The 19,512-nt window shown below is 70.7% G+C and carries 21 protein-coding genes; 13 read left to right on the forward strand and 8 right to left on the reverse strand.

Features of this window, described 5'->3' with window-relative positions; translation table 11 throughout:
• Entirely contained in the window at nt 1-546 is a 546-nt protein-coding gene (locus ABZV40_RS09120) for a helix-turn-helix domain-containing protein (protein ID WP_355437794.1), read from the reverse strand.
• A 28-nt stretch (nt 547-574) separates the two neighbouring features.
• Between ABZV40_RS09120 and ABZV40_RS09125 the strand changes: the two genes are divergently transcribed.
• The 5 genes from ABZV40_RS09125 (at nt 575) to ABZV40_RS09145 (ending at nt 4,530) form a co-directional block, all read left to right on the forward strand.
• A complete protein-coding gene (locus ABZV40_RS09125) occupies nt 575-1,483 on the forward strand; it encodes an NAD-dependent epimerase/dehydratase family protein (RefSeq protein WP_355437796.1) in 909 nt (302 codons plus the stop codon).
• Nucleotides 1,484-1,688: 205 nt separating this feature from the next.
• On the forward strand, nt 1,689-2,828 hold the full coding sequence (locus ABZV40_RS09130; RefSeq protein ID WP_355437798.1) for an AI-2E family transporter: 1,140 nt from the start codon (nt 1,689-1,691) through the stop codon (nt 2,826-2,828).
• 24 nt (nt 2,829-2,852) lie between these two features.
• Nucleotides 2,853-3,350: a peptide-methionine (S)-S-oxide reductase MsrA gene (gene msrA / locus ABZV40_RS09135; RefSeq protein WP_109643025.1), complete on the forward strand. Its 498-nt coding sequence runs from the start codon at nt 2,853-2,855 to the stop codon at nt 3,348-3,350.
• Complete coding sequence (locus ABZV40_RS09140; protein ID WP_355437800.1) at nt 3,329-3,814, forward strand: MOSC domain-containing protein; 486 nt, start codon at nt 3,329-3,331, stop codon at nt 3,812-3,814. Before msrA ends, ABZV40_RS09140 begins: the two co-directional genes overlap by 22 nt.
• Nucleotides 3,811-4,530, forward strand: coding sequence for a polysaccharide deacetylase family protein (locus tag ABZV40_RS09145; protein ID WP_355437802.1), 720 nt, complete (start codon nt 3,811-3,813; stop codon nt 4,528-4,530). The genes ABZV40_RS09140 and ABZV40_RS09145 overlap by 4 nt, the downstream gene beginning before the upstream one ends.
• A 169-nt stretch (nt 4,531-4,699) precedes the next feature.
• Here the strand turns inward: ABZV40_RS09145 and ABZV40_RS09150 are convergent, their stop codons facing one another.
• A complete protein-coding gene (locus ABZV40_RS09150; protein ID WP_355437804.1) occupies nt 4,700-5,425 on the reverse strand; it encodes an SDR family oxidoreductase in 726 nt (241 codons plus the stop codon).
• Nucleotides 5,426-5,518: 93 nt separating this feature from the next.
• Between ABZV40_RS09150 and ABZV40_RS09155 the strand changes: the two genes are divergently transcribed.
• Complete coding sequence (locus tag ABZV40_RS09155; protein WP_355437806.1) at nt 5,519-6,190, forward strand: helix-turn-helix domain-containing protein; 672 nt, start codon at nt 5,519-5,521, stop codon at nt 6,188-6,190.
• Here the strand turns inward: ABZV40_RS09155 and ABZV40_RS09160 are convergent, their stop codons facing one another.
• A complete protein-coding gene (locus ABZV40_RS09160) occupies nt 6,191-6,940 on the reverse strand; it encodes an NPP1 family protein (protein ID WP_355437808.1) in 750 nt (249 codons plus the stop codon).
• A gap of 242 nt (nt 6,941-7,182) precedes the next feature.
• Here ABZV40_RS09160 and argG point away from each other — a divergent pair, with 242 nt between their 5' ends.
• Nucleotides 7,183-8,628 (forward strand): argininosuccinate synthase, encoded by a 1,446-nt coding sequence (argG, locus tag ABZV40_RS09165; protein ID WP_355437810.1) that lies wholly within the window; start codon nt 7,183-7,185, stop codon nt 8,626-8,628.
• A 284-nt stretch (nt 8,629-8,912) separates the two neighbouring features.
• A complete protein-coding gene (locus tag ABZV40_RS09170; RefSeq protein ID WP_355437812.1) occupies nt 8,913-9,572 on the forward strand; it encodes a DUF1963 domain-containing protein in 660 nt (219 codons plus the stop codon).
• 4 nt (nt 9,573-9,576) lie between these two features.
• Here the strand turns inward: ABZV40_RS09170 and ABZV40_RS09175 are convergent, their stop codons facing one another.
• A complete protein-coding gene (locus tag ABZV40_RS09175) occupies nt 9,577-10,779 on the reverse strand; it encodes an MFS transporter (RefSeq protein WP_355437814.1) in 1,203 nt (400 codons plus the stop codon).
• Nucleotides 10,780-10,861: 82 nt separating this feature from the next.
• On the opposite strand from ABZV40_RS09175, the gene ABZV40_RS09180 reads away from it, so the two are divergent.
• Nucleotides 10,862-11,782, forward strand: a complete 921-nt coding sequence (locus ABZV40_RS09180; protein WP_355437816.1) for a LysR family transcriptional regulator — start codon at nt 10,862-10,864, stop codon at nt 11,780-11,782.
• On the opposite strand, the gene ABZV40_RS09185 is transcribed toward ABZV40_RS09180, so the two are convergent.
• Entirely contained in the window at nt 11,739-12,587 is an 849-nt protein-coding gene (locus tag ABZV40_RS09185) for a LysR family transcriptional regulator (RefSeq protein ID WP_355437818.1), read from the reverse strand. The two genes, ABZV40_RS09180 and ABZV40_RS09185, sit on opposite strands and share 44 nt — an antisense overlap.
• 96 nt (nt 12,588-12,683) lie before the next feature.
• Here ABZV40_RS09185 and ABZV40_RS09190 point away from each other — a divergent pair, with 96 nt between their 5' ends.
• Together ABZV40_RS09190 and ABZV40_RS09195 are read left to right on the forward strand one after the other, a co-directional pair.
• On the forward strand, nt 12,684-13,517 hold the full coding sequence (locus ABZV40_RS09190) for an EamA family transporter (protein ID WP_355437820.1): 834 nt from the start codon (nt 12,684-12,686) through the stop codon (nt 13,515-13,517).
• Nucleotides 13,518-13,542: 25 nt separating this feature from the next.
• Nucleotides 13,543-15,543 carry a neutral/alkaline ceramidase gene (locus tag ABZV40_RS09195; RefSeq protein ID WP_355437822.1) on the forward strand — a complete coding sequence of 667 codons (2,001 nt, stop codon included), beginning with the start codon at nt 13,543-13,545 and terminating at the stop codon, nt 15,541-15,543.
• Here the strand turns inward: ABZV40_RS09195 and ABZV40_RS09200 are convergent.
• Nucleotides 15,536-16,588 carry a saccharopine dehydrogenase NADP-binding domain-containing protein gene (locus ABZV40_RS09200; protein WP_355437824.1) on the reverse strand — a complete coding sequence of 351 codons (1,053 nt, stop codon included), beginning with the start codon at nt 16,586-16,588 and terminating at the stop codon, nt 15,536-15,538. The two genes, ABZV40_RS09195 and ABZV40_RS09200, sit on opposite strands and share 8 nt — an antisense overlap.
• A gap of 88 nt (nt 16,589-16,676) precedes the next feature.
• Between ABZV40_RS09200 and ABZV40_RS09205 the strand changes: the two genes are divergently transcribed.
• Both ABZV40_RS09205 and ABZV40_RS09210 read left to right on the forward strand, forming a co-directional pair.
• Entirely contained in the window at nt 16,677-17,240 is a 564-nt protein-coding gene (locus ABZV40_RS09205; RefSeq protein WP_355437826.1) for a TetR family transcriptional regulator, read from the forward strand.
• 77 nt (nt 17,241-17,317) lie between these two features.
• Complete coding sequence (locus ABZV40_RS09210; RefSeq protein WP_355437828.1) at nt 17,318-18,253, forward strand: alpha/beta hydrolase; 936 nt, start codon at nt 17,318-17,320, stop codon at nt 18,251-18,253.
• Here the strand turns inward: ABZV40_RS09210 and ABZV40_RS09215 are convergent.
• Both ABZV40_RS09215 and ABZV40_RS09220 read right to left on the reverse strand, forming a co-directional pair.
• Nucleotides 18,243-18,629 (reverse strand): hypothetical protein, encoded by a 387-nt coding sequence (locus ABZV40_RS09215; RefSeq protein ID WP_355437830.1) that lies wholly within the window; start codon nt 18,627-18,629, stop codon nt 18,243-18,245. The genes ABZV40_RS09210 and ABZV40_RS09215 overlap by 11 nt on opposite strands.
• A 6-nt stretch (nt 18,630-18,635) precedes the next feature.
• On the reverse strand, nt 18,636-19,487 hold the full coding sequence (locus ABZV40_RS09220; RefSeq protein ID WP_355437832.1) for a universal stress protein: 852 nt from the start codon (nt 19,485-19,487) through the stop codon (nt 18,636-18,638).
• Nucleotides 19,488-19,512: the final 25 nt, after the last annotated feature.

The raw sequence follows: 19,512 nt of genomic DNA on the forward strand, positions 1-19,512 counted from the left end.
TCACACCCGCAGGACCCGCAGGCACAGCCGCCTGAGCACCTCGCGCAGCTCGTCGTGGGTCAGGTGGGGCAGGCCCGCGACCACCGGGCCGACGTCGCTCGCGAGGAACCACGCGGCCCGCTGGTCGTCGGTCGGCTCGTCGCCGTAGAGCAGCCGCATCGCGGTGGTGGCGAGCCGGGCGGGCTCGGCGTTGATCCGCTCGTTGCGCCGCACGCTCGGGTGGGTCTGGCCGAGCGGCGACAGCGCCCGGTTCGCCACGACCTGGTCGACGAACCCGGCGACCAGGTGCTCCGCCCTCGCGCGCTTGCCCTTGAGCTGCGCGGTCTCGGTCAGCAGCGGGTCGAAGTACGTGACGCTGTTGTCCAGCAACGCTTCGAGGATCGCCGTCTTGGTGCGGAAGTAGTAGTAGACGTTCGCCTTGGTCACGTCCATCTCGTCCGCGATCGTGTGCAGCGACGTCGCGTCGTACCCGTGGGTCGCGAACAGCCTGCGTGCTGTGGTGAGGATCGCGGCACGGGTGCGCTCGGCTTGGGCGGCACGGGTCATGGCGGCGATGCTGCATCGGAGGTGTGTCGTGACTGTTCTGGTGACCGGTGGCACGGGGTTCGTGGCCGGCTGGACGATCGAGCAGCTGCTGCGCCAGGGCTACGACGTGCGCACGACGGTGCGCACGCGCCACCCGGCCGTGCCCGGTGACTACGAGGTGGTGCGTGCGGACCTGACCTCTGACGACGGTTGGGCCGACGCGATGAAGGGCGTGCGGTACGTGCTGCACGTCGCGTCACCGTTGAGCGGCGACGACGACCTGATCGGCCCGGCGCGCGACGGCACGCTTCGGGTGCTGCGGCACGCGGTGGACGCGGGCGTCGAGCGGGTGGTCATGACGTCCTCGTGCGCCGCCGCGACCCCGCCGCCGGGCTCGACCGGTTCGTTCGACGAGACGGTGTGGACGGACCTCGGCGGCCTGAAGCTCGACGAGTACCGGCGGTCCAAGGTGCTGGCCGAGCGCGCCGCGTGGGAGTTCATGCGTGACAAGGAGACCACGTTCACGACGGTGCTGCCGGGCGCGGTGCTGGGTCCGGTGCACTCGATGGAGAACCTGGGCTCGGTGCGGGTGGTCGGCCGGCTGCTCGACGGCATGCCGGCGGTGCCGCGCGTGGGCCTCAACATCGTCGACGTCCGCGACGTGGCCGACCTGCACCTCCGGGCGATGACCGCGCCGGACGCGGCGGGGGAGCGGTTCATCGCGGTCAGCGAGTTCATGTGGATGGCCGACGTGGCGCGGACGCTGGACCTGCCGGCCCGCCAGCTGCCGGACTTCCTGCTGCGGGCGTTTTCGCTGGTGAGCAAGGAACTCCGGCCGCTCGTGCCGATGCTCGGCCGCTCCTGCACCCACTCGCACGCCAAGGCCTCGCGCGTGCTCGGCTGGCAGCCCAGGCCCGCGCGGACGACGGTGCTGGACTGCGCCGCGAGCCTGCGCTGACGGGCGTCGCGGCCGAGAGCACCGCAGGAGGCCGCGTGTGGCGCGTCGTCGATGAAGGGCGCCTTCATCGACCTCACGTGGAGTAAGGCGCCCTTCATCCACGGCACCGGTCGCGGTCGGCACCGGCGAGCCCCGAGGCTCCGGCCAGGTGCTCGGCGGCATGTCGGGCCGCCCGTCCGGACTCGATCACGACAGACTGTGCGGCGTGGAACGGGATCGCAGGTGGGCGGACAAGGGTGAGGCCATCGGGCACGGCGTGAGCTGGCTCGCGCGGTGGAGTCTGCGGGTGGCGCTGGCCGCGCTCGGCTTCTGGATGGTCCTGTGGCTGGTCGGGCAGCTGTGGGTGGTCGTGATGCCCGTGCTGCTGGGGTTGCTGATCACCACGGTGCTGTGGCCGCCTGCCCGGTGGCTGATGTCGAAGGGGCTGAACTCGGCGCTGGCGGCGACGATCGTGCTGGTCGTCGGGCTGGCGGTGCTGGTGGGGGTGATCGCCGCGATCTCGTCGTCGATCGCGTCCGGGGTGCCGGAGATCGCGGAGAGCGCGCAGGCCGCCTTGACGCAGCTGCAGAGCTGGGCGGCGGGGCCGCCGCTCAACCTGCGCGACACCGACCTCGACCGGCTCGTCGCCCAAGGGGTGGACCAGGTCAGGTCGAGCATCGGGTCGATCGCGAGCGGGCTGCTGACCGGCGCGGGCGCGGTGACGTCCGGTGTGGTGACCGGGCTGGTGGCGTTGTTGCTGGCCTTCTTCTTCGTCAAGGACGGCATGCGGTTCACGCCGTGGCTGCGCGGGCTGATCGGTGAGCGCGCGGGCGGGCACGTCACGACGGTGCTGGAGCGGATCTGGGCGACGCTCGGCTCGTTCATCCGCAGCCAGGCGATCGTGTCGCTGATCGACGCGGTGTTCATCGGGCTCGGCCTGGTGATCCTCGGGGTGCCGCTCGCGGTCCCGCTGGCCGCGCTGACGTTCCTCGGCGGGTTCATCCCGATCATCGGCGCGTTCGTCGCCGGGGCGCTGGCCGTGCTGGTGGCGCTGGTCAGCAACGGGCTGACCACGGCGGTCATCATGCTGGTCATCGTGATCGTGGTGCAGCAGGTCGAGGGCAACGTGCTGCAGCCCATCCTGCAGTCGCGCGGCCTGCGCCTGCACGCGGCGGTCGTGCTGCTGGTCGTGACGGCGGGCACGTCGCTGTACGGGATCGCGGGCGCGTTCTTCTCGGTGCCGGTCGCCGCCGCCGTGGCCGTCGTCCTGCGCTACCTGGGCGAGGTCATCGAGGCGCGATCGGTAATAGTTACGTCACAAGTCGACGGGGATGAACCGGTGGAGACCGAACGTTCTCCTGAGTGACACACCGAGCAGAGGAGAACCACTGTGACGGAGAAGGCTGTTCTCGCGGGCGGCTGCTTCTGGGGCATGCAGGACCTGTTCCGCCGCCACCCCGGCGTCGTCTCCACCCGCGTCGGCTACACCGGCGACCCGAGCACGCCGAACGCCACCTACCGCCGCCACGGCAACCACGCCGAGGCCATCGAGATCGTGTTCGACCCCGAGCAGCTGAGCTACCGGCAGATCCTCGAGTTCTTCTTCCAGATCCACGACCCGTCGACCCGCAACCGCCAGGGCAACGACATCGGCGCCAGCTACCGGTCGGCGATCTTCTACACCGACGACGCGCAGAAGCAGGTGGCCGAGGCGACCATCGCCGACGTCGACGCCTCCGGCAAGTGGCCCGGCAAGGTCGTCACCGAGGTCACCCAGGCGACCGAGTTCTGGGAGGCCGAGCCGGAGCACCAGGACTACCTGGAGCGCTACCCGAACGGGTACACGTGCCACTACGTGAGGCCGGAATGGCAGCTCGGCGAGAGGTAGAGATCGTCGCGCTGCACGTCTCACCCGTGCACGCCTACGAGGGCCGTCCGGCGGACGGCCCTCGTCCCGACCCCGAGCCCGTCTCCCGCGACCACGTGGAGATCCGCGCCGGGCTCGGGATCGCCGGCGACCGCTATTTCAACCACCCCGCGCACCGCAACGCCGCGGTGACGCTGATCGCGGTCGAGTCGCTGGACGCGTGGCCGGTGGATCCGTTGCTGGCCCGGCGCAACGTCGTGGTGCGGGGGTTCGACGTGGACGCGCTGCCCCGCGGCACGGTCTTCCGCCTCGGCTCGGTGCGGTTCGAGGTGCACCGACCGGCGAACCCGTGCGCCTGGATGGACGCGGTGATCGCACCGGGCGCCTTCAAAGCCTTGCGGGGCAAGGGCGGCATCCGGTGCGTGCCGCTCGACGACGGGGTGCTGCGCGTCGGCACGGCGGCATTGGCGATCATGAGCGCATGAAGTGGTTGCGCCGCAAGCCGACGATCATCACCGCCGTCGGTCTCGTCGTCGTGCTCGCGGTCGCCGCGACCCTGTGGAACGTCAGCGGCTCCCGCACCTTCCAGTTCTTCGGTGAGCTGGTCAACCGGGTCGAGACGACCGAGAAGGTCGTGGCGCTGACGTTCGACGACGGTCCTGACCCCGCCGGCGCGCAGCAGGTGCTCGACCTGCTCGACCAGGAACGGGTCAAGGCCACGTTCTTCCTGATCGGCCGCGACCTGGAGAAGCACCCCGAGCTCGGCAGGAAGATCGCGGACGCGGGCCACGAGATCGGCAACCACACCTACCACCACGAACGCATGGTCGGGGTGCTGCCGAGCACGGTGGCCGGGGAGATCGAGGACACCGACGCGCAGATCCGCAGGACCGGCTACACCGGCGAGATCCACTTCCGGCCGCCCAACGGCAAGAAGCTCTTCGCGTTGCCGCACTACCTGAGCGAGCACCACCGCAAGACGATCATGTGGGACGTGGAGCCGGACTCCGCGGGCACGCCCACCGCCGCGCAGATCGAGCAGGACGTCCTCGACCGGACGCGGCCGGGCTCGATCATCCTGCTGCACCCGATGTACGCGAGCCGCGACCAGACCCGGCAGGCGCTCAAGCCGGTCATCGGCGAGCTGAAGGAGCGCGGCTACCGGTTCGTCACCGTGTCGGCGCTGCTGGCCGGGGCCTGACTCGGATCAGGTCGGCCGGCTCGACCCGGCGCAGGAACTCGCCGCGCACCCGTCGCGTTCACGACCTCGGCACCGCATGCCGAGGTTTCCCGCATGCCCGCGGAGACCGTGTGCCCGGCCGGCGCGCCGAACCCGCGGGACGCTCCGGTGACGACGATGACCTCGCCCATCAGATGATGCCTCCGTTGGCACGCACGACCTGACCGTTGATCCAGCGCGCCGGGCCCGCGAGGAAGGAGATGACCTCGGCGATGTCCTCGGGCGAGCCGATGCGCTCCAGCGGCGCCTGCTTCGCCAGGGCGTCGATCGTCGCCTCGTCCTTGCCCTCCAGGAACAGGGCCGTGGCGGTGGGACCGGGGGCGACGGCGTTGACGGTGATGTCACGGCCGCGCAGCTCGCGCGCCAGGACCAGGGTCAGTGCCTCGACGCCGCCCTTGGTCATCGCGTAGGCGCCGTACTGCGGGAAACGCAGGCCCACGACAGACGATGACACGTTGATGATGGCGCCGCCGTTGCGCAGCTTTCGCGCGGCCTGCTGGGCCACCACGAAGGTGCCGCGGCCGTTGGTGCGCTGGACGCGGTCGAAGACTTCGAGGTCCATGTCGGCGACTGTGCCCAACGGCATGATGCCCGCGGAGTTCACGACGACGTCCACGCCGCCGAACGTCTCCGAGGCCAGGTCGAACGCGGCCGCGACGGCGACCTCGTCGGCCACGTCCGCCTGTGCGGCGATGGCCTGGCCACCGGCCGCCTTGATCTCGCCGACCGCCTTGCCGGCCTCGGTCTGGTTGCCGGCGTAGACGATGACGACGGCCAATCCGTCTGCGGCGAGACGCTCGGCGGCTGCCCGTCCGATGCCCCTCGATCCTCCGGTGACGATCGCAACGCGAGTCATTCCAGTGCTCCCAGCTGCCGTTTCCAGTGATAACGCAGTCAACGTATCATCGATATCGAATCATCGCTACTCCTGATGTGTTATCGTTGTTACATGGACGCGAGGGAACGGTTGGTCAAGGCCGCGGCCGAGCTGCTGATCGAGGGCGGCAGGGAGGCCGTCTCCACGCGCGCGGTGGCGTCCGCGGCCGGTGTGCAGGCGCCGACGCTGTACCGGCTGTTCGGGGACAAGGACGGGCTGCTCGACGCCGTCGCGGCCTACGGCTTCGCCGACTACCTCGCGACCAAGCACGCGATGGGCGCGAGCGACAACCCCGTCGACGACCTGCGCCGCGGGTGGGAGCTGCACATCGGGTTCGGCCTGGCGCGGCCCGCGTTCTACCTGCTGATGTACGGCGAGCCGCGCAAGCGGGCGGCGCGGGTGGAAGCGGACGCGATGCTCCGCGAGATCATCAGCCGCATCGCGGCGGTGGGCCGGTTGACGGTCCCGGTCGGGCAGGCCGCGGAGTTCGTGCACGCGGCGGGCATGGGCGTCGTGCTGTCGTTGATCGCGACGCCGGAGGCCGAACGCGACCTGGAGCTGATCACGTTCTCGCGCGAGCAGGTGATCAGGGCGATCACGACCGACACCACGCCGGACGAGCCGACCGACATCCCCAGCCGGGCGATCGCCCTGCGGGTGGCACTGGAGGAGGACCCGCCCCTGATGCTGTCTCCAGCGGAACGGGCCCTCCTGGCCGAGTGGCTTGACCGCGTGGCCAAATGATCAGGCGTTCGGGTCGAACGGGATCCCGGCCGGCTTGGCGTTGGCCAGGTTGTAGCTGAACGCGCTGTCCTTGATCGCCAGCGACGCGTGGCCGAAGTCGGCGTTCACCAGGATGTCGCGCACCCCGGCCGGGAAGCGGTCCCAGCTCACCAGAGCGGGGTACTGGTAGACGCCGTAGTGGTTCTCGGCCGGCTCGTTGAAGCCCGCGAGGCGGAAGCAGTGCGTGCTCGCGCCGTCCTTGTGGTAGATGATCTTCGCGTGGGTGCCTTCCCAGTCGGCCTTGTCACGTGAGTAGGTGTGGAACTTGCCGTGCGCCGAGGTCGACACGTACTGGGCCACGTCGTTCTGCACCCAGATGACCACGTGCTCGATGTCGTGCCGGTGACCGCAGCAGTCCCAGCCCGGCACGGCCTGGTCCTTCTCGAAGTACAGGTCGTACAGGTAGGCGCACCAGCCGTTGTTGCACTTGGACCGGCTGTAGGAGTTGGTGTTGTCCAGGTCGGACCTGTCGTGGCATTGGCCGTTCAGCGCGCCGGAGTTCTTCAGTCCCGTCGCCACCTGACCGGTCGGCGAGATCGCCGGCGTGGGGTAGCAGCCGTCGCCGTCGTAGTCGAACGCCGGCTGCCACTTGCCGTCGTCCGCCGTGAAGTTGGCGGGGATGGCCTGCGGCGGGTCGGCGAGCGCGACGCCGGGGAGCAGTGCGGTGAGCAGGAGCGCGCCGGCCAGCGCGGGTAGGAGCTTCTTCCTCAACGGTGCCTCGTTTCCGGTTGGGCAGGGGAGCGGAGAGGCTTGCGAGGCAGAAGCTGGTACATGAACGGCGTTCACGTCCAGCCAGTTGGCCAAATCTTCGCCGAACCGGGAGTTCCCGCAGTGGTGCGGCCGGGTGTGATCTGCAAACGTTCACCTGGCCGAACGCGGTCTCCGGCGCGCTGAGGCGCAACTAACAGACCCCCGATGTGCATGCTCATACATCGTCGTGCATAATTCTCAACGTGTCCAAGGTGCTCACTTCACTTCCCGCCGGCGAACGCGTCGGCATCGCCTTCTCCGGTGGTCTCGACACCTCCGTCGCGGTCGCGTGGATGCGTGAGAAGGGCGCGGTGCCGTGCACGTACACCGCGGACATCGGTCAGTACGACGAACCTGAGATCGACACGGTCCCCGGCCGCGCGGGCACGTACGGTGCCGAGATCGCGCGCCTGGTGGACTGCCGGTCCGCGCTCGTCGAGGAGGGGCTCGCGGCGCTGGCGTGCGGCGCGTTCCACATCCGCTCCGGTGGCCGCGCGTACTTCAACACCACCCCGCTCGGGCGCGCGGTCACGGGCACCATGCTCGTGCGCGCCATGCTCGACGACGACGTCCAGATCTGGGGCGACGGCTCCACCTACAAGGGCAACGACATCGAGCGGTTCTACCGCTACGGCCTGCTCGCCAACCCGTCGCTGCGCATCTACAAGCCGTGGCTCGACGCGGCGTTCGTGACCGAGCTCGGCGGCCGCAAGGAGATGTCCGAGTGGCTGCTGGAGCGCGGCCTGCCCTACCGCGCGTCCACCGAGAAGGCCTACTCGACCGACGCGAACATCTGGGGCGCGACGCACGAGGCCAAGTCGCTCGAACTGCTCAACGAGGGCATCGAGATCGTCGAGCCGATCATGGGCGTCAAGTTCTGGGACCCGTCGGTGGAGATCGCCACCGAGGACGTGACGGTCGGCTTCGACCAGGGCCGTCCCGTCACGATCAACGGCAAGGAGTTCGGCAGCGCCGTAGACCTCGTGCTGGAGGCCAACGCCATCGGCGGCCGCCACGGTCTGGGCATGTCCGACCAGATCGAGAACCGCATCATCGAGGCCAAGAGCCGCGGCATCTACGAGGCGCCCGGCATGGCGTTGCTCTACATCGCCTACGACCGGCTGGTGAACGCGATCCACAACGAGGACACCGTCGCCGCCTACCACAACGAGGGCCGCAAGCTCGGCCGGCTGCTGTACGAGGGCCGCTGGCTCGACCCGCAGTCGCTGATGCTGCGCGAGTCGCTGCAGCGCTGGGTCGGCGCCGCGATCACCGGCGAGGTCACGCTGCGGCTGCGCCGCGGTGACGACTACTCGATCCTCGACACGTCCGGCCCGGCGTTCAGCTACCACCCGGACAAGCTGTCGATGGAGCGCACCGAGGACTCGGCGTTCGGCCCGGTCGACCGCATCGGCCAGCTGACCATGCGCAACCTCGACATCGCGGACTCGCGCGCCAAGCTGGAGCTCTTCGCGGGTCTCGGCATGGTCGGCACCCGGCAGTCGGCGCTCATCTCGGCCCAGCCGGAACCGACGAAGCTGATCGGCGACGTCCCGGACGGCGGCGCGGAGGCCATCGCCTCGCGCGGCGAGGTGTCCGCGGCCGACGCGCTGCTCGACGCGGCGGCGATCGAGTCGGGAACGGACTGATCCGGGTCGCTCCCGGTCCCTCTTGCGGGCGATGCCAGGAACTTGAGGGTGCTGGGGCGGGTTGTGTCCTGCCGGTTGGTGCCGCGCCCGAGGTGGCCGCAATGGTGGATGAAGGGCTCTTTGTTCCACCTGGGGTGGATGAAGGGCGCCTTCATCCACGTGGCCATACGTCTGGCGAGCCTGCCTGCGAGGGGCGGCGCAACGCGTCGCCCCTTGAGTTCCTGGCATTGCTCTTGCGAGGGGCCGGGAGCGACCGGCCGCCGCCTTCTGCTAGCTCTTACGCCATGGGCAAGGAGAACTGGGCGAGGCCCGCGGTCCTGCTGAACCCGCTGGAAGGCGATCCGACGGACGCCGACAGCCACATCGGCGGGCCGATGCTGTGGCCGATCGACGACCCGTGGCCGTGGTGCGACGCCGACGGGCAGCCGTTCGTCGGCGCGGTTCAGCTGTACGCGCGGGACTTCCCCGAGCTGCCGTTCCCCGAGGGCGCCGACCTGCTGCAGGTGTTCCTCTGCACGCTCGACCACGATGTGCCCGGCCCCGACGTGCGGCTCGTGTGGCGTGACTCGTCGTCGGTGGTCGAGCTGATCGAGGAGGAACCCCAGCCCTCCGAGCAGGAGGAGCTCTACGTTCCCACGGTCAACGTGCTCGAGCCGATCCGGTACGTCGAGTACCCGCACGCGTCCGAGCGTCCCGAGGAGCTGTGGGACCTGCCGCCGGCCTCGGACGGCACGAAGATCGGCGGCTGGACCGCGTGGCACGCTTCCGGCCCGCTGACGTTCGAGTGCCCGGGGTGTGCGGCGGTGCAACGCCAGATCCTGTCGCTCGGCACGTGCGAACCGTCCGGGGACGACGTCGAGTGGGTGTTCGGCAAGGAGGGCAACCTGAACGTCTTCGTGTGCCCGCAGGACGTTCGTCACCCGGTCAAGGTGCACATCGACTGAGCTGTCAGGACCGCCGTGGAGCGGCCGGCGCGGCCACCCCCGCCAGGACCACCAGCAGGATCGCGGCGAACCACGTCATCACGGTGGTGGCGTCCAGGAACCGCGTCGCGAGACCGATCGACAGCGACGGCACACTCATCCCCAGGTAGGCGACGAAGAACAGCCCCGCCAGCGCCTCGCCGCGCCGCGCGGGCGCGGTCGTCGCCGCGACGGCCCCGATCGCCGCCTTGAACTGCACGCCCGCACCGACGCCCGCGATCGCGCCGCCGAGAAGGAACAGCGGGAAGCTCGTCGCGTACATGCCGGCCACGACCAGCAGCACACCGCTCGCCTGGGCGGCCAGGCCGAGCCTGCGCCGTGCCGGGAGCGACAGGCCGCCGGTGAGGGTCTGGGCGAGCGCGGCGCCGCCGAACACGGTGAACACGACCAGCCCGGCCAGCGTCCGCGACGGGTGGTGCAGCTCGCCTGCCACGAAGCCCGGCGAGACGGACGTGAACACCCCGAACACCGCGAACGCGGAGAACGCACCCAGTCCGGCGGCACCGTGGCCCGTGCTGATCCGTTGCGGGCGGTAGCGGACCTGGCGGCGGGTGACGGTTTCCGGGACGAGCGCCACCGCGATCATGCTGACGACCAGCAGCACGGCCAGCACGACGTACGGGGTGCTCAGCGGCGAGCCCGCGTACTGCGCCAGCGCACCCGCCACCAGTGCGCCGACACCGAGGCCACCGATGTTCGCGGCGGTGGAGACGATCTCGAAGCGGTGCGCCGAGGAGTCCGGGCGGTGGTGTGCGTGCAGGTCGGCCAGGTACGCCGTCGCGGTGGCGGCGATCATGCCGACGCCCAGGCCGTTGACCACGCGGGCGAGGATCAGCACGGGCAGCCCGGTGCCGCTGAGGAACAGCAGCGCGGACACGACCTCAAGACCCAGCGCGGGGACGAGGATCGTCTTGCGGCCCACCCAGTCCGACACGTGACCGGCGAGCAGGAGGCTGATCACGACGCCGGCCGCGAAGGCGGCGAACACGACGGTGATGGCGAACGTCGAGAAGCCCTCGCGGGCGACGTAGAGGGGGAAGAGCGGCGCCGGGACGGTCGAGTAGGCCATCGCGGTCATGAACGCCGCCGCGACCACCCAGAAGCCGATGGCGTGACGCGGACCGGACACCGGTCGCCGGGCGGCGCGCGGTTCGAGGAGCAAGGACATGCCACCACCCTGCGCGCCTCGGAGTATCACGTCCAACGAAAGTTGCAACTAGTGATCATCACTTTCTGAGATACTCGCTGGTGTGGACCTCCGTCAGCTGGAGTACTTCGTCGCGATCGCCGAGGAAGGCAGCTTCACCCGTGCCGCCGCCCGCGTGCACGTCGTGCAGTCCGCGGTCTCGGCCGCGGTCAAGACCCTCGAACGCGAGCTCGGCACGACCCTGCTGGACCGCAACTCCAAGCGGGTCCTGCTGACCGACGCCGGCGAGGCGCTCCTGCCGAAGGCCCGGGCGGTCCTCGACGCCGCCACCGAGGCGAGAACCGCCGTCGCCCAGGTCAAGGGCGCGATCACCGGCACGGTCCGGCTCGGCACGCTCACCGCGATGACCCTGATCGACCTGCCCGCGCTGCTGGGCGAGTTCCACCGCCGCCACCCCGGCGTCCTGGTGCGCACGAGCGCGGCGACCTCGGGGTCGCAGGGGCTCGTGGAGCGGCTGCTGGACCGGGAGCTCGACCTCGCGTTCGTCTCGCTGCCGGGTGAGGTCCCGGCCGGGATCACCCTCGACGAGCTGGCCTGCTCGGTGATGGACCTGGTGGTGCCCGACGACCATCCGCTGGCCGGCCGGTCCGAGGTCGCGATCGGTGACCTCGCGGGCCTGGACTTCATCGACTCACCGGTGGGCTACGGCAACCGGGCCGTGGCGGACCGGGCGTTCGCGGCGGCGGTGGTGCCGCGGCGGGTGACCCTGGAGATGTCGGACATCTTCACCGGAGTCGACTACGTGCGGCACGGCCTCGGCGTCGCGCTGCTGCCCAACTACATCCTCGGAGACGCGCAGGGCGTCCGCACCCTGAAGGTCACCGGTGCGGACCTGAGGTGGCCGCTCGGACTGGCCAGGCCCGCCGGGCGCGCGCCCACCGCCGCGGCCAGGGCGTTGATCGCGGTGGTGCACGAGCTCTTCAGCCGCGATACGCCTCGCACGCCAGCGCGACGAGGTCGTTGAGGTGCTGCGGCGGCTGGTCCTTCCACCACGCGAGCCACACCGCGATCGGCGGCGCGTCCTTCACGGCCCGGTAGGCCACGCCGGGGCGCGGGTTCAGGTTCGCGGTGGCCTCGGACGTCATGCCGACGGCCTGCCCGGCGGCGATCAGCGTCAGCCACTCGTCGACGCTGTTCGTGTTGCGGACGACGGCAGGCGCGGCACCCGGTTTCCACAGGTCCAAAGTGGTCGTTCCGGTCCGGTCGTCGACGGCGATCCCGTACCGCGAGAAGTCCGCGAGCGACAGGGAACGCTTGCGCGCCAACGGGTTGTCGGTGGCGACCACGCCGTAGCGGCGTTCGGTGCCGAGCAGCGCCGTTTCGAAGCGCGGGTCGTCCAGGGCCTTGCGCACGACCGCGACGTCGGCGGTGCCCTCGGCCAGGCCCGCGGTCAGCGAGTTCGACTGCACGAACACCAGCGGCAGGCCGGGATGCGTTGCGGCCCAGGCCTTCTGGACGCGCCGGGTGTGCCTGCCCAGCGCGGACCAGGCGTAGCCGATGCGCAGCTCGGTCAACGACCGCGCGGCGACCCGGCGCAGGTGCGCGACCTCGTCCAGCACCCGCCGCGCGCCGGCGAGCACCTGGGTGCCTGCCGTGGTCAGTGCGACGTGCCGGGTCGTGCGCTGCAGCAGCCGCACGCCCAGTGAGGACTCCAGTGCGGCGACGGCCCGCGACACCGACGCCTGGGTGAGGTCGAGCTCCCGTGCCGCGTCGGTGAACGTGCCCGCGTCCACGACCGCGACGAACGCCCGCAGCTGCCGCAGATCCATGCGTTCAGCGTATAGCCGGAACGGCTCATGCATTTCCCGCATCAACGCCGGAACCGCAGGCTGGGCGGTGTGAAGAGCCTCGGTGGATTCGCCACGATGACCGCCAGTGCCGCCAGCAGCCAGCTCGGTGCGGCCGTGGGCGCGCACGCGTTCGCCACGATCGGCCCGGCCGGTGTGGTGGCGGTGCGCCAGTTCGTGGCGGCGGCCGTGCTGCTGCCGGTCGCCCGGCCCGATCCGCGGAGGTTCACGTGGGCGCAGTGGTGGCCGACGATCGCGCTCGGGCTGGTGTTCGCGACCATGAACCTCACGCTCTACACGGCGGTCGACCGGATCGGCCTGGGTCTCGCCGTCACGCTGGAGGTGCTGGGACCGCTCGCGGTCGCGTTGGCCGGGTCCCGCACCCGCCGCGACTTCCTGTTCGTGCTGATCGCGGCCGCCGGCGTCTACGTGCTGGTGCTGCCCGGCCCGAGCAGCGACTACCTGGGCATCGGCGCCGGTCTGCTCGCGGCGGCGTGCTGGGCCGCGTACATCGTGCTCAACCGCCTGGTCGGACAGCGGCTGCCGGGGCTGCAGGCGCCGGCCGCGGCGACGAGCGTGTCCGCCCTGCTCTACGTGCCGGTCGCGGCCTTCCTGATCGCGCGCGGACAGTTCACCGGCGCGGCGGTGCTGTACGCGATCGGGGCCGGGGTGTTCTGCAGCGTGGTGCCCTACGCGGCCGACGTGGTCGCGCTGCGGAAGGTGCCGCCGCGGTTCTTCGGGCTGGCGTGCAGCGTGCACCCGGTGCTCGCCGCGCCGGCGGGGCTGATCCTGCTGGGGGAGGCACTCGCGTTCCACCATTGGGCCGGAATCTTGCTGGTGGTCACCGCCAATGCACTCGCCGTCACTTGCTCGAAGTGGCCTGGATCACCTAGCGTGCAGTCCGAAACGTGAATCCCCTTCACTTAGCGGGGTGTGCATGCGGACTGCAGTCATGACGGTCGTCGCCGCACTCGTCGGAGCGGCCCTGGTCAGCGGCCCGTTCGCGTGGGCGGAACCCGAGCCGTACCTCGTCGGCCGCGGCATCTCCGACGTCACCGGCCCGGCCGCCGAGAACGGCATGATGGGCTACTCGAAGTTCGGCCAGAACACCACCGGCATCGCCCAGCGGCTGCGGTCGCGGGCCTACGTCGTGGTCGACCGGGCCACGAACAAGCGCGTCGCGTACGTCAACGCCGACCTCGCGATGATGTTCCGCGCGGTCCAGGAGGGCGTGCTCGCCAAGCTGCAGGCCAAGTACGGCGACACCTACACGCGCGAGAACCTGTTGCTGTCGGCCACGCACACGCACAGCGGCCCCGGCGGCTACTCGCACAACCTCGCCTACAACCTCTCGATCCTCGGCATGCAGCCGCAGGCGCTCGCCGCCGTGGTCGACGGCATCACCGAGTCGATCGTGCAGGCGCACGAGGACCTCAAGCCCGGTTCGATCAGCCTCGGCATCGGCGAGCTCACGAACGCGTCGGTCAACCGGTCGCGCGTCGCGTTCGAGCTCAATCCCGACAAGGGTGCGTTCCCGCAGGCGATCGACCCGCAGATGACCGTGCTGAAGTTCAGGCAGTCGGGCGACGAGGTCGGCGCGATCAGCTGGTTCGCCACGCACAACACGTCGGTCACCAACGCCAACACGCTGATCAGCCCGGACAACAAGGGGTACGCGGCCTACCAGTGGGAGCACGACGACAAGGGCGTGCGGTACCTGGACAACACCGCGGGTTTCGTGGCGGCGTTCCCGAACACCAACGCGGGCGACATGTCGCCGAACCTCAACCTGAAGCCCGGTTCCGGCCCCACCGAGAACGAGTGGGAGAACACCCGGATCATCGGTGAGCGCCAGAACCGCAAGGCGCAGGAGATCTACAGCGGACCGCAGCAGGCCGTGAACGGCGGCGTCGACTACCGCATGCGGTTCGTGGACATGTCGTCCGTTCGGGTCGACGGCCGGTTCACGCCGAACGGGCAGCCCGGCACCACGTGCTCGGGAGTCGTCGGCGCGTCGACGTTCGCCGGCAGCGTCGAGGACGGCCCGGCGATCCCCGGCTTCGAAGAGGGCATGCAGTCGCCGTGGAAGAAGCTGTTCGACCCGTTGCAGATGGAGGTCCCGCAGTGGCTGCGGGACTGCCAGTTCCCGAAGGCGTCCGTGGTGCCGACCGGCCTGATCGGCGCGACGCCCGACGTCGTGCCGCTGCAGATCGTCCGCATTGGACAGTTGCACCTCGTGGCGGTGCCGGGTGAGGTCACGATCACCGCGGGCCTGCGCATCCGCAAGGCCGTCGCGGGCGAGCTCGGTGTGCCGCTGCGGAACGTGCTGATCCAGGGCTACGCCAACGACTACAGCCAGTACGTCACCACGCCGGAGGAGTACGACTCGCAGCAGTACGAGGGCGGCTCGACCATCTTCGGCCGCAACACGACGCCCGCGTACCAGCAGGAGTTCGGCAAGCTCGCCGCGTCGATGAGGGCGGGCACCGCGCTGCCCGCCGGCCCGACGCCGGGCAAGCCGCCGTTCACCGAGATCAACCTGCAGACCGGGGTGGTGCTCGACGACAAGCCCGCCGACAAGAAGTACGGCGACGTGCTGACCGCGCCCAAGTCGTCCTACACGCGCGGCGAGACCGTCACCGCCGTGTTCGTCACCGGGCACCCTAAGAACAACCTGCACCGCAACGGCACGTTCCTCGAAGTGCAGCAACAGGTCAACGGGCAGTGGGTGCGCGTGGCCGACGACGGTGACTGGTCCACGCGCTACCGGTGGGAACGGATCGGCGTCGCGTTCTCGAACGCCACGATCACCTGGCAGATCCCGCCGGACACGCCCGCGGGCACCTACCGGATCGTGCACCACGGTGACGAGAAGAGCGGCTGGACCGGCAAGATCACCGGCTTCACCGGCGCCACCGCGGCCTTCACCGTCAGCTGAGGAGCTCGCCGCCCGCGGCGGTGGCGAGATCGGGGCCGAAGGCGGCCGCGGGCGTGTGGGCGCCGGGCTTGCCTTCACCCCTGACGAGCCGGGCGGCGATCTCCGCGGACACGGCGGCGGTGAAGTCCATGGCCTCGCCGATCCGCAGCCAGCCCTCCCGGCTCGTGCCGTCGGGCCAGGTGACCACCGCGTGGCCCCAGGAGTGCGCCCTCGGCCTCGGCGCGGCCTTGACCCTGGTGGCCGCCAGCCGCCGGATCATCAAGCGCCGCAACGGTTCCAAGGCCAGCAGCCGTTCGGCGACCGGGAGCACGGCGCGGACCGCGGGTGACGCCGGCATCATCGCGGTGGTGAGGATGACGTCGGGTGCGCCGCTGGCGCGCTGGGCGGCCAGCAGCTCCGCGGAGGGTGCTTCGGAGGAGGTGACCTGCTCACCGTCGGGCAGGAGCAGACGCTGTGCGCTCCCGCCGAGGCGTGACCTGACCAGCCTGCCGTCGCGGTAGCGGCGTCCGCCGGTCACCAGGACGTCGATGATCGACGCGGCCAGCGCGGTGCCCAGCAGGCCGTCCTCCACGGCGACGGAGGCCAGCGCGTCGACCCGCACCCCGGCGGGCGCCGGACGCCCCTCGCACAACGCCACCACGACCGCTTCCGTTGCCAGCACGCCGAAACCCGCGCCGGTGACGAGGGTGCTGCCCGCCGCGGCGGCCTCGTCGTGCAGGTCGAGCAGCCGGGTGACGGCGGTCAGGTCCGCCGCCTGGTCGAGGTAGTGGCCGCCGCCGCGCAGGCACGCGCGGGCGATGGTGGTCGCGGACTTGGCGTAGTCGCCGATGGTGTTGATGACGACGGCCGGCCGCTCGCGTTCGATCGCCGCCGCGATGCGGTCCGCGGTGTCGGCGATGACGACCCGCAGGCCGGTGGTCTCAGCCATCTCGCGCAGGCGCTCGCTCTCCCTGCCCACCAGCACGACGGTGTCGCTTCGGTCGAGCAGTTGCCTGGTCACGGCGCGGCCGACGCGTCCCGTGGCGCCCAGAACCCAGATGCTCATGCGTTGCCCCTCAGGGTGATGTCTCACTGTGTCGTCATCAACGCTAGCACGGTGACGACACAGTGAGACATCACTGTTAGGCTGGGTCGTGGCCAGGTGGGATCCCGGAACCGAGGACCGTCTCCGGCGGGCGGCGTTGGAGCTGTACGCGGAGCACGGGTACGACAACGTGACCATCACGCAGATCGCCGAGCGCGCCGGCATCACGCGCCGCACGTACTTCCGCTACTTCCCGGACAAGCGCGAGGTCCTGTTCGCCGGGGCGGACCAGCTGCCGCCCGTGATCATCGACGCGGTGCTCGCTTCGGGCGAGGACGCCGCGCTGGCGGTTGCGCTCGATGCGGCCCGCCATGTGGGAGGCCTGCTCGTGGCGCGCGCCGAGCAGACGGCCGAGCGGCGCGCGGTGATCGAGTCGAGTCCTGAGCTTCAGGAACGCGAGCGCACGAAGTCCGCCGCGATCACCGCCGCGCTCGCGGAAGGCTTGGTGCGGCGGGGGATTGAGGCAGGGGAGGCTCGGCTGGTGGCCCGGTTGGCCGCCGTCGCGTTGCAGGAGGCGTTCGAGCGGTGGATCGACACGGGCGAGGACTTCGCGTCGTGCCTGGACGCGGTCGTCGCGTCGATCCGGGAGGCGCTTTATTCCCCTGAGCGGTGAGGGAGTGATTACGTTGTGCGCGATTTAATCGCGCACTAGCTTTTGTGGCGTTCACCCCGGAACGCCAGGAGGAAGTCATGAAGCGCCCAGTCCTCGAACCCGCCGCCGCCGAGTTCGCCGCCGCCACCGCCCAGCCGCCGTTCCTGTTCGAGCTCACCCCCGAGGAAGGCCGCAAGGCCGTCGACGAGGTCCAGTCGGGTGAGATCGCCAAGCCCGCGATCGACGAGCACTGGGTGGAGCTCGACGGTTTCCGGGTCCGCGTGGTCAAGCCGGCCGGTGCCGACGGCCCGCTGCCCGTCGTCCTCTACCTCCACGGCGCGGGCTGGGTCTTCGGCAACGCCCACACCCACGACCGCCTGGTCCGCGAGCTCGCCGCCGGCGCGGGCGCGGCCGTCGTCTTCCCGGAGTACTCGCTCTCCCCGGAGGCCCGCTACCCGGTCGCGATCAACCAGAACTACGCCGCCGCGCGGTGGATCCTCAGCAACGGCGCCGACTTCGGCCTCGACGCGACACGCCTCGCGGTGGCCGGCGACTCGGTCGGCGGCAACATGGCGGCCGCGCTGACGTTGCAGGCCAAGGACCGCGGCGACGTCCCGCTGAAGGCCCAGGTGCTGTTCTACCCGGTGACCGACGCGTCCTTCGACACCGACTCGTACCTGCAGTTCGCCGAGGGCTACTTCCTGCGCCGCGACGGCATGCAGTGGTTCTGGGACCAGTACACGACGAACCCGGCCGAGCGCGCCGAGATCACCGCGTCCCCGTTGCGCGCCACGACCGAGCAGCTCGCCGGTCTGCCGCAGGCGCTGGTGATCACCGCCGAGGCCGACGTGCTGCGCGACGAGGGCGAGGCCTACGCGGACAAGCTGCGCGAGGCCGGGGTGCCGGTCACCGCCGTCCGGTACGCCGGGGCGATCCACGACTTCGTGATGCTGAACGCGTTGCGCGGCACGCACGCCGCCGAGGCCGCGATCAACCAGGCGAGCGCGTTCCTGCGCAAGGCGCTCAGGGGTTGATCCGCCGGGTGCTCTCGACGTGGAACGGCGTGCCCTGCTGGCAGGTGGTCATCCCACCCGGCTCGGGCCGCCCGGTCACCTCGATCCGGGCGCCGGCCACCGCGATCGCGGGGTCGGCGCCCAGCAGCAGGTACTGCGTGGAGCCGGTGTCGAGGACGAGACAACCCGACTCGACGCCGCTCGACACCGTGCCCCGCACCGTCACGTCCCCCGCGGACGCCCGTGAGAACGAGGGGTCGGGCGGCAGCGGCGTCGCAGGGCCCACCGTCGACGAGCGGACGACCGTGGAATGCGATGGAGGAGCGCCCGGCGGTTCCTGCCGTCCCGCGCAGGAAGCCAGCATCAGGCACACCAGCACGGCGGCTAACCCGCGCATCGAACGTCACCTCCGGTGGACCACCGCGACCGGGCACGGCGCGTGGTGGAGCACAGCGTGGCTGACCGAGCCCAGAATTGCACGCTTCACCGTCCCACGGCCGTGACTGCCCACCGCGATCAGTGCCGCACCGTCCGCCGCCTGGAGCAGTGCGCGGGCGGGTGCGTCGAACGCGACCTCCTGCGCCACGTGGACTTCCGGGTGGCGGGCGCGGTGCTGGGCGAGCTGCTCGTCCAGCAGCTTGGCGAGGTCGACCCGGATGTGGTCGAAGTCCTGCTCGGGCAGCTCGGTCCAGCCGACGTCGCTCCACGCGTGCACGGCGAGCAGTTCGCGGCCGTGCCGGGACGCGAACGCGAAGGCGAACTCGATGGCGTCGGCCGAGGTCTCGGAGCCGTCGACGCCTACGACCACACGACCGTCCACCGGGCCGGAACGGGTCACTACGACGGGCCGGCCGCCGATCGACACCAGTTCGGCGGCGGTGGAACCGAGGAACATCTCGGCGATGCCGGTGCGGCCGGACGAACCGAGCACCAGCAGCTCACCCTCCTCGGACGCGAGCACGTCGACCGGGCGGCCCAGCCCGACGCGGGTGTCGAGCTGGAGTTCCGGCCAACCCCGCCGCAGCTCCAGGGCCAGCTCGGCGAGGTGGTCCTCGGCGGCGTGGCGCATGGTCTCCTCGGTGACGAACTCCGGCACCGGCGTGGACATCGGGGTGAAGACGGGCTCGGGCAGGGGCGCGTGCACGGCCTGCACGACTCGCAGCGCCGCGCCGCACCGGGAAGCCTCCTCGGCGCCCCACAGGGCGGCCCGCCTGGAGAGGTCGGAACCGTCGAAGCCGACCACGACCGTGGACATGAGAACCACCTCCGGCCAGGGCATA

It is taken from the genome of Lentzea sp. NPDC004782, from assembly GCF_040609115.1.
Lineage (GTDB): Bacteria > Actinomycetota > Actinomycetes > Mycobacteriales > Pseudonocardiaceae > Lentzea.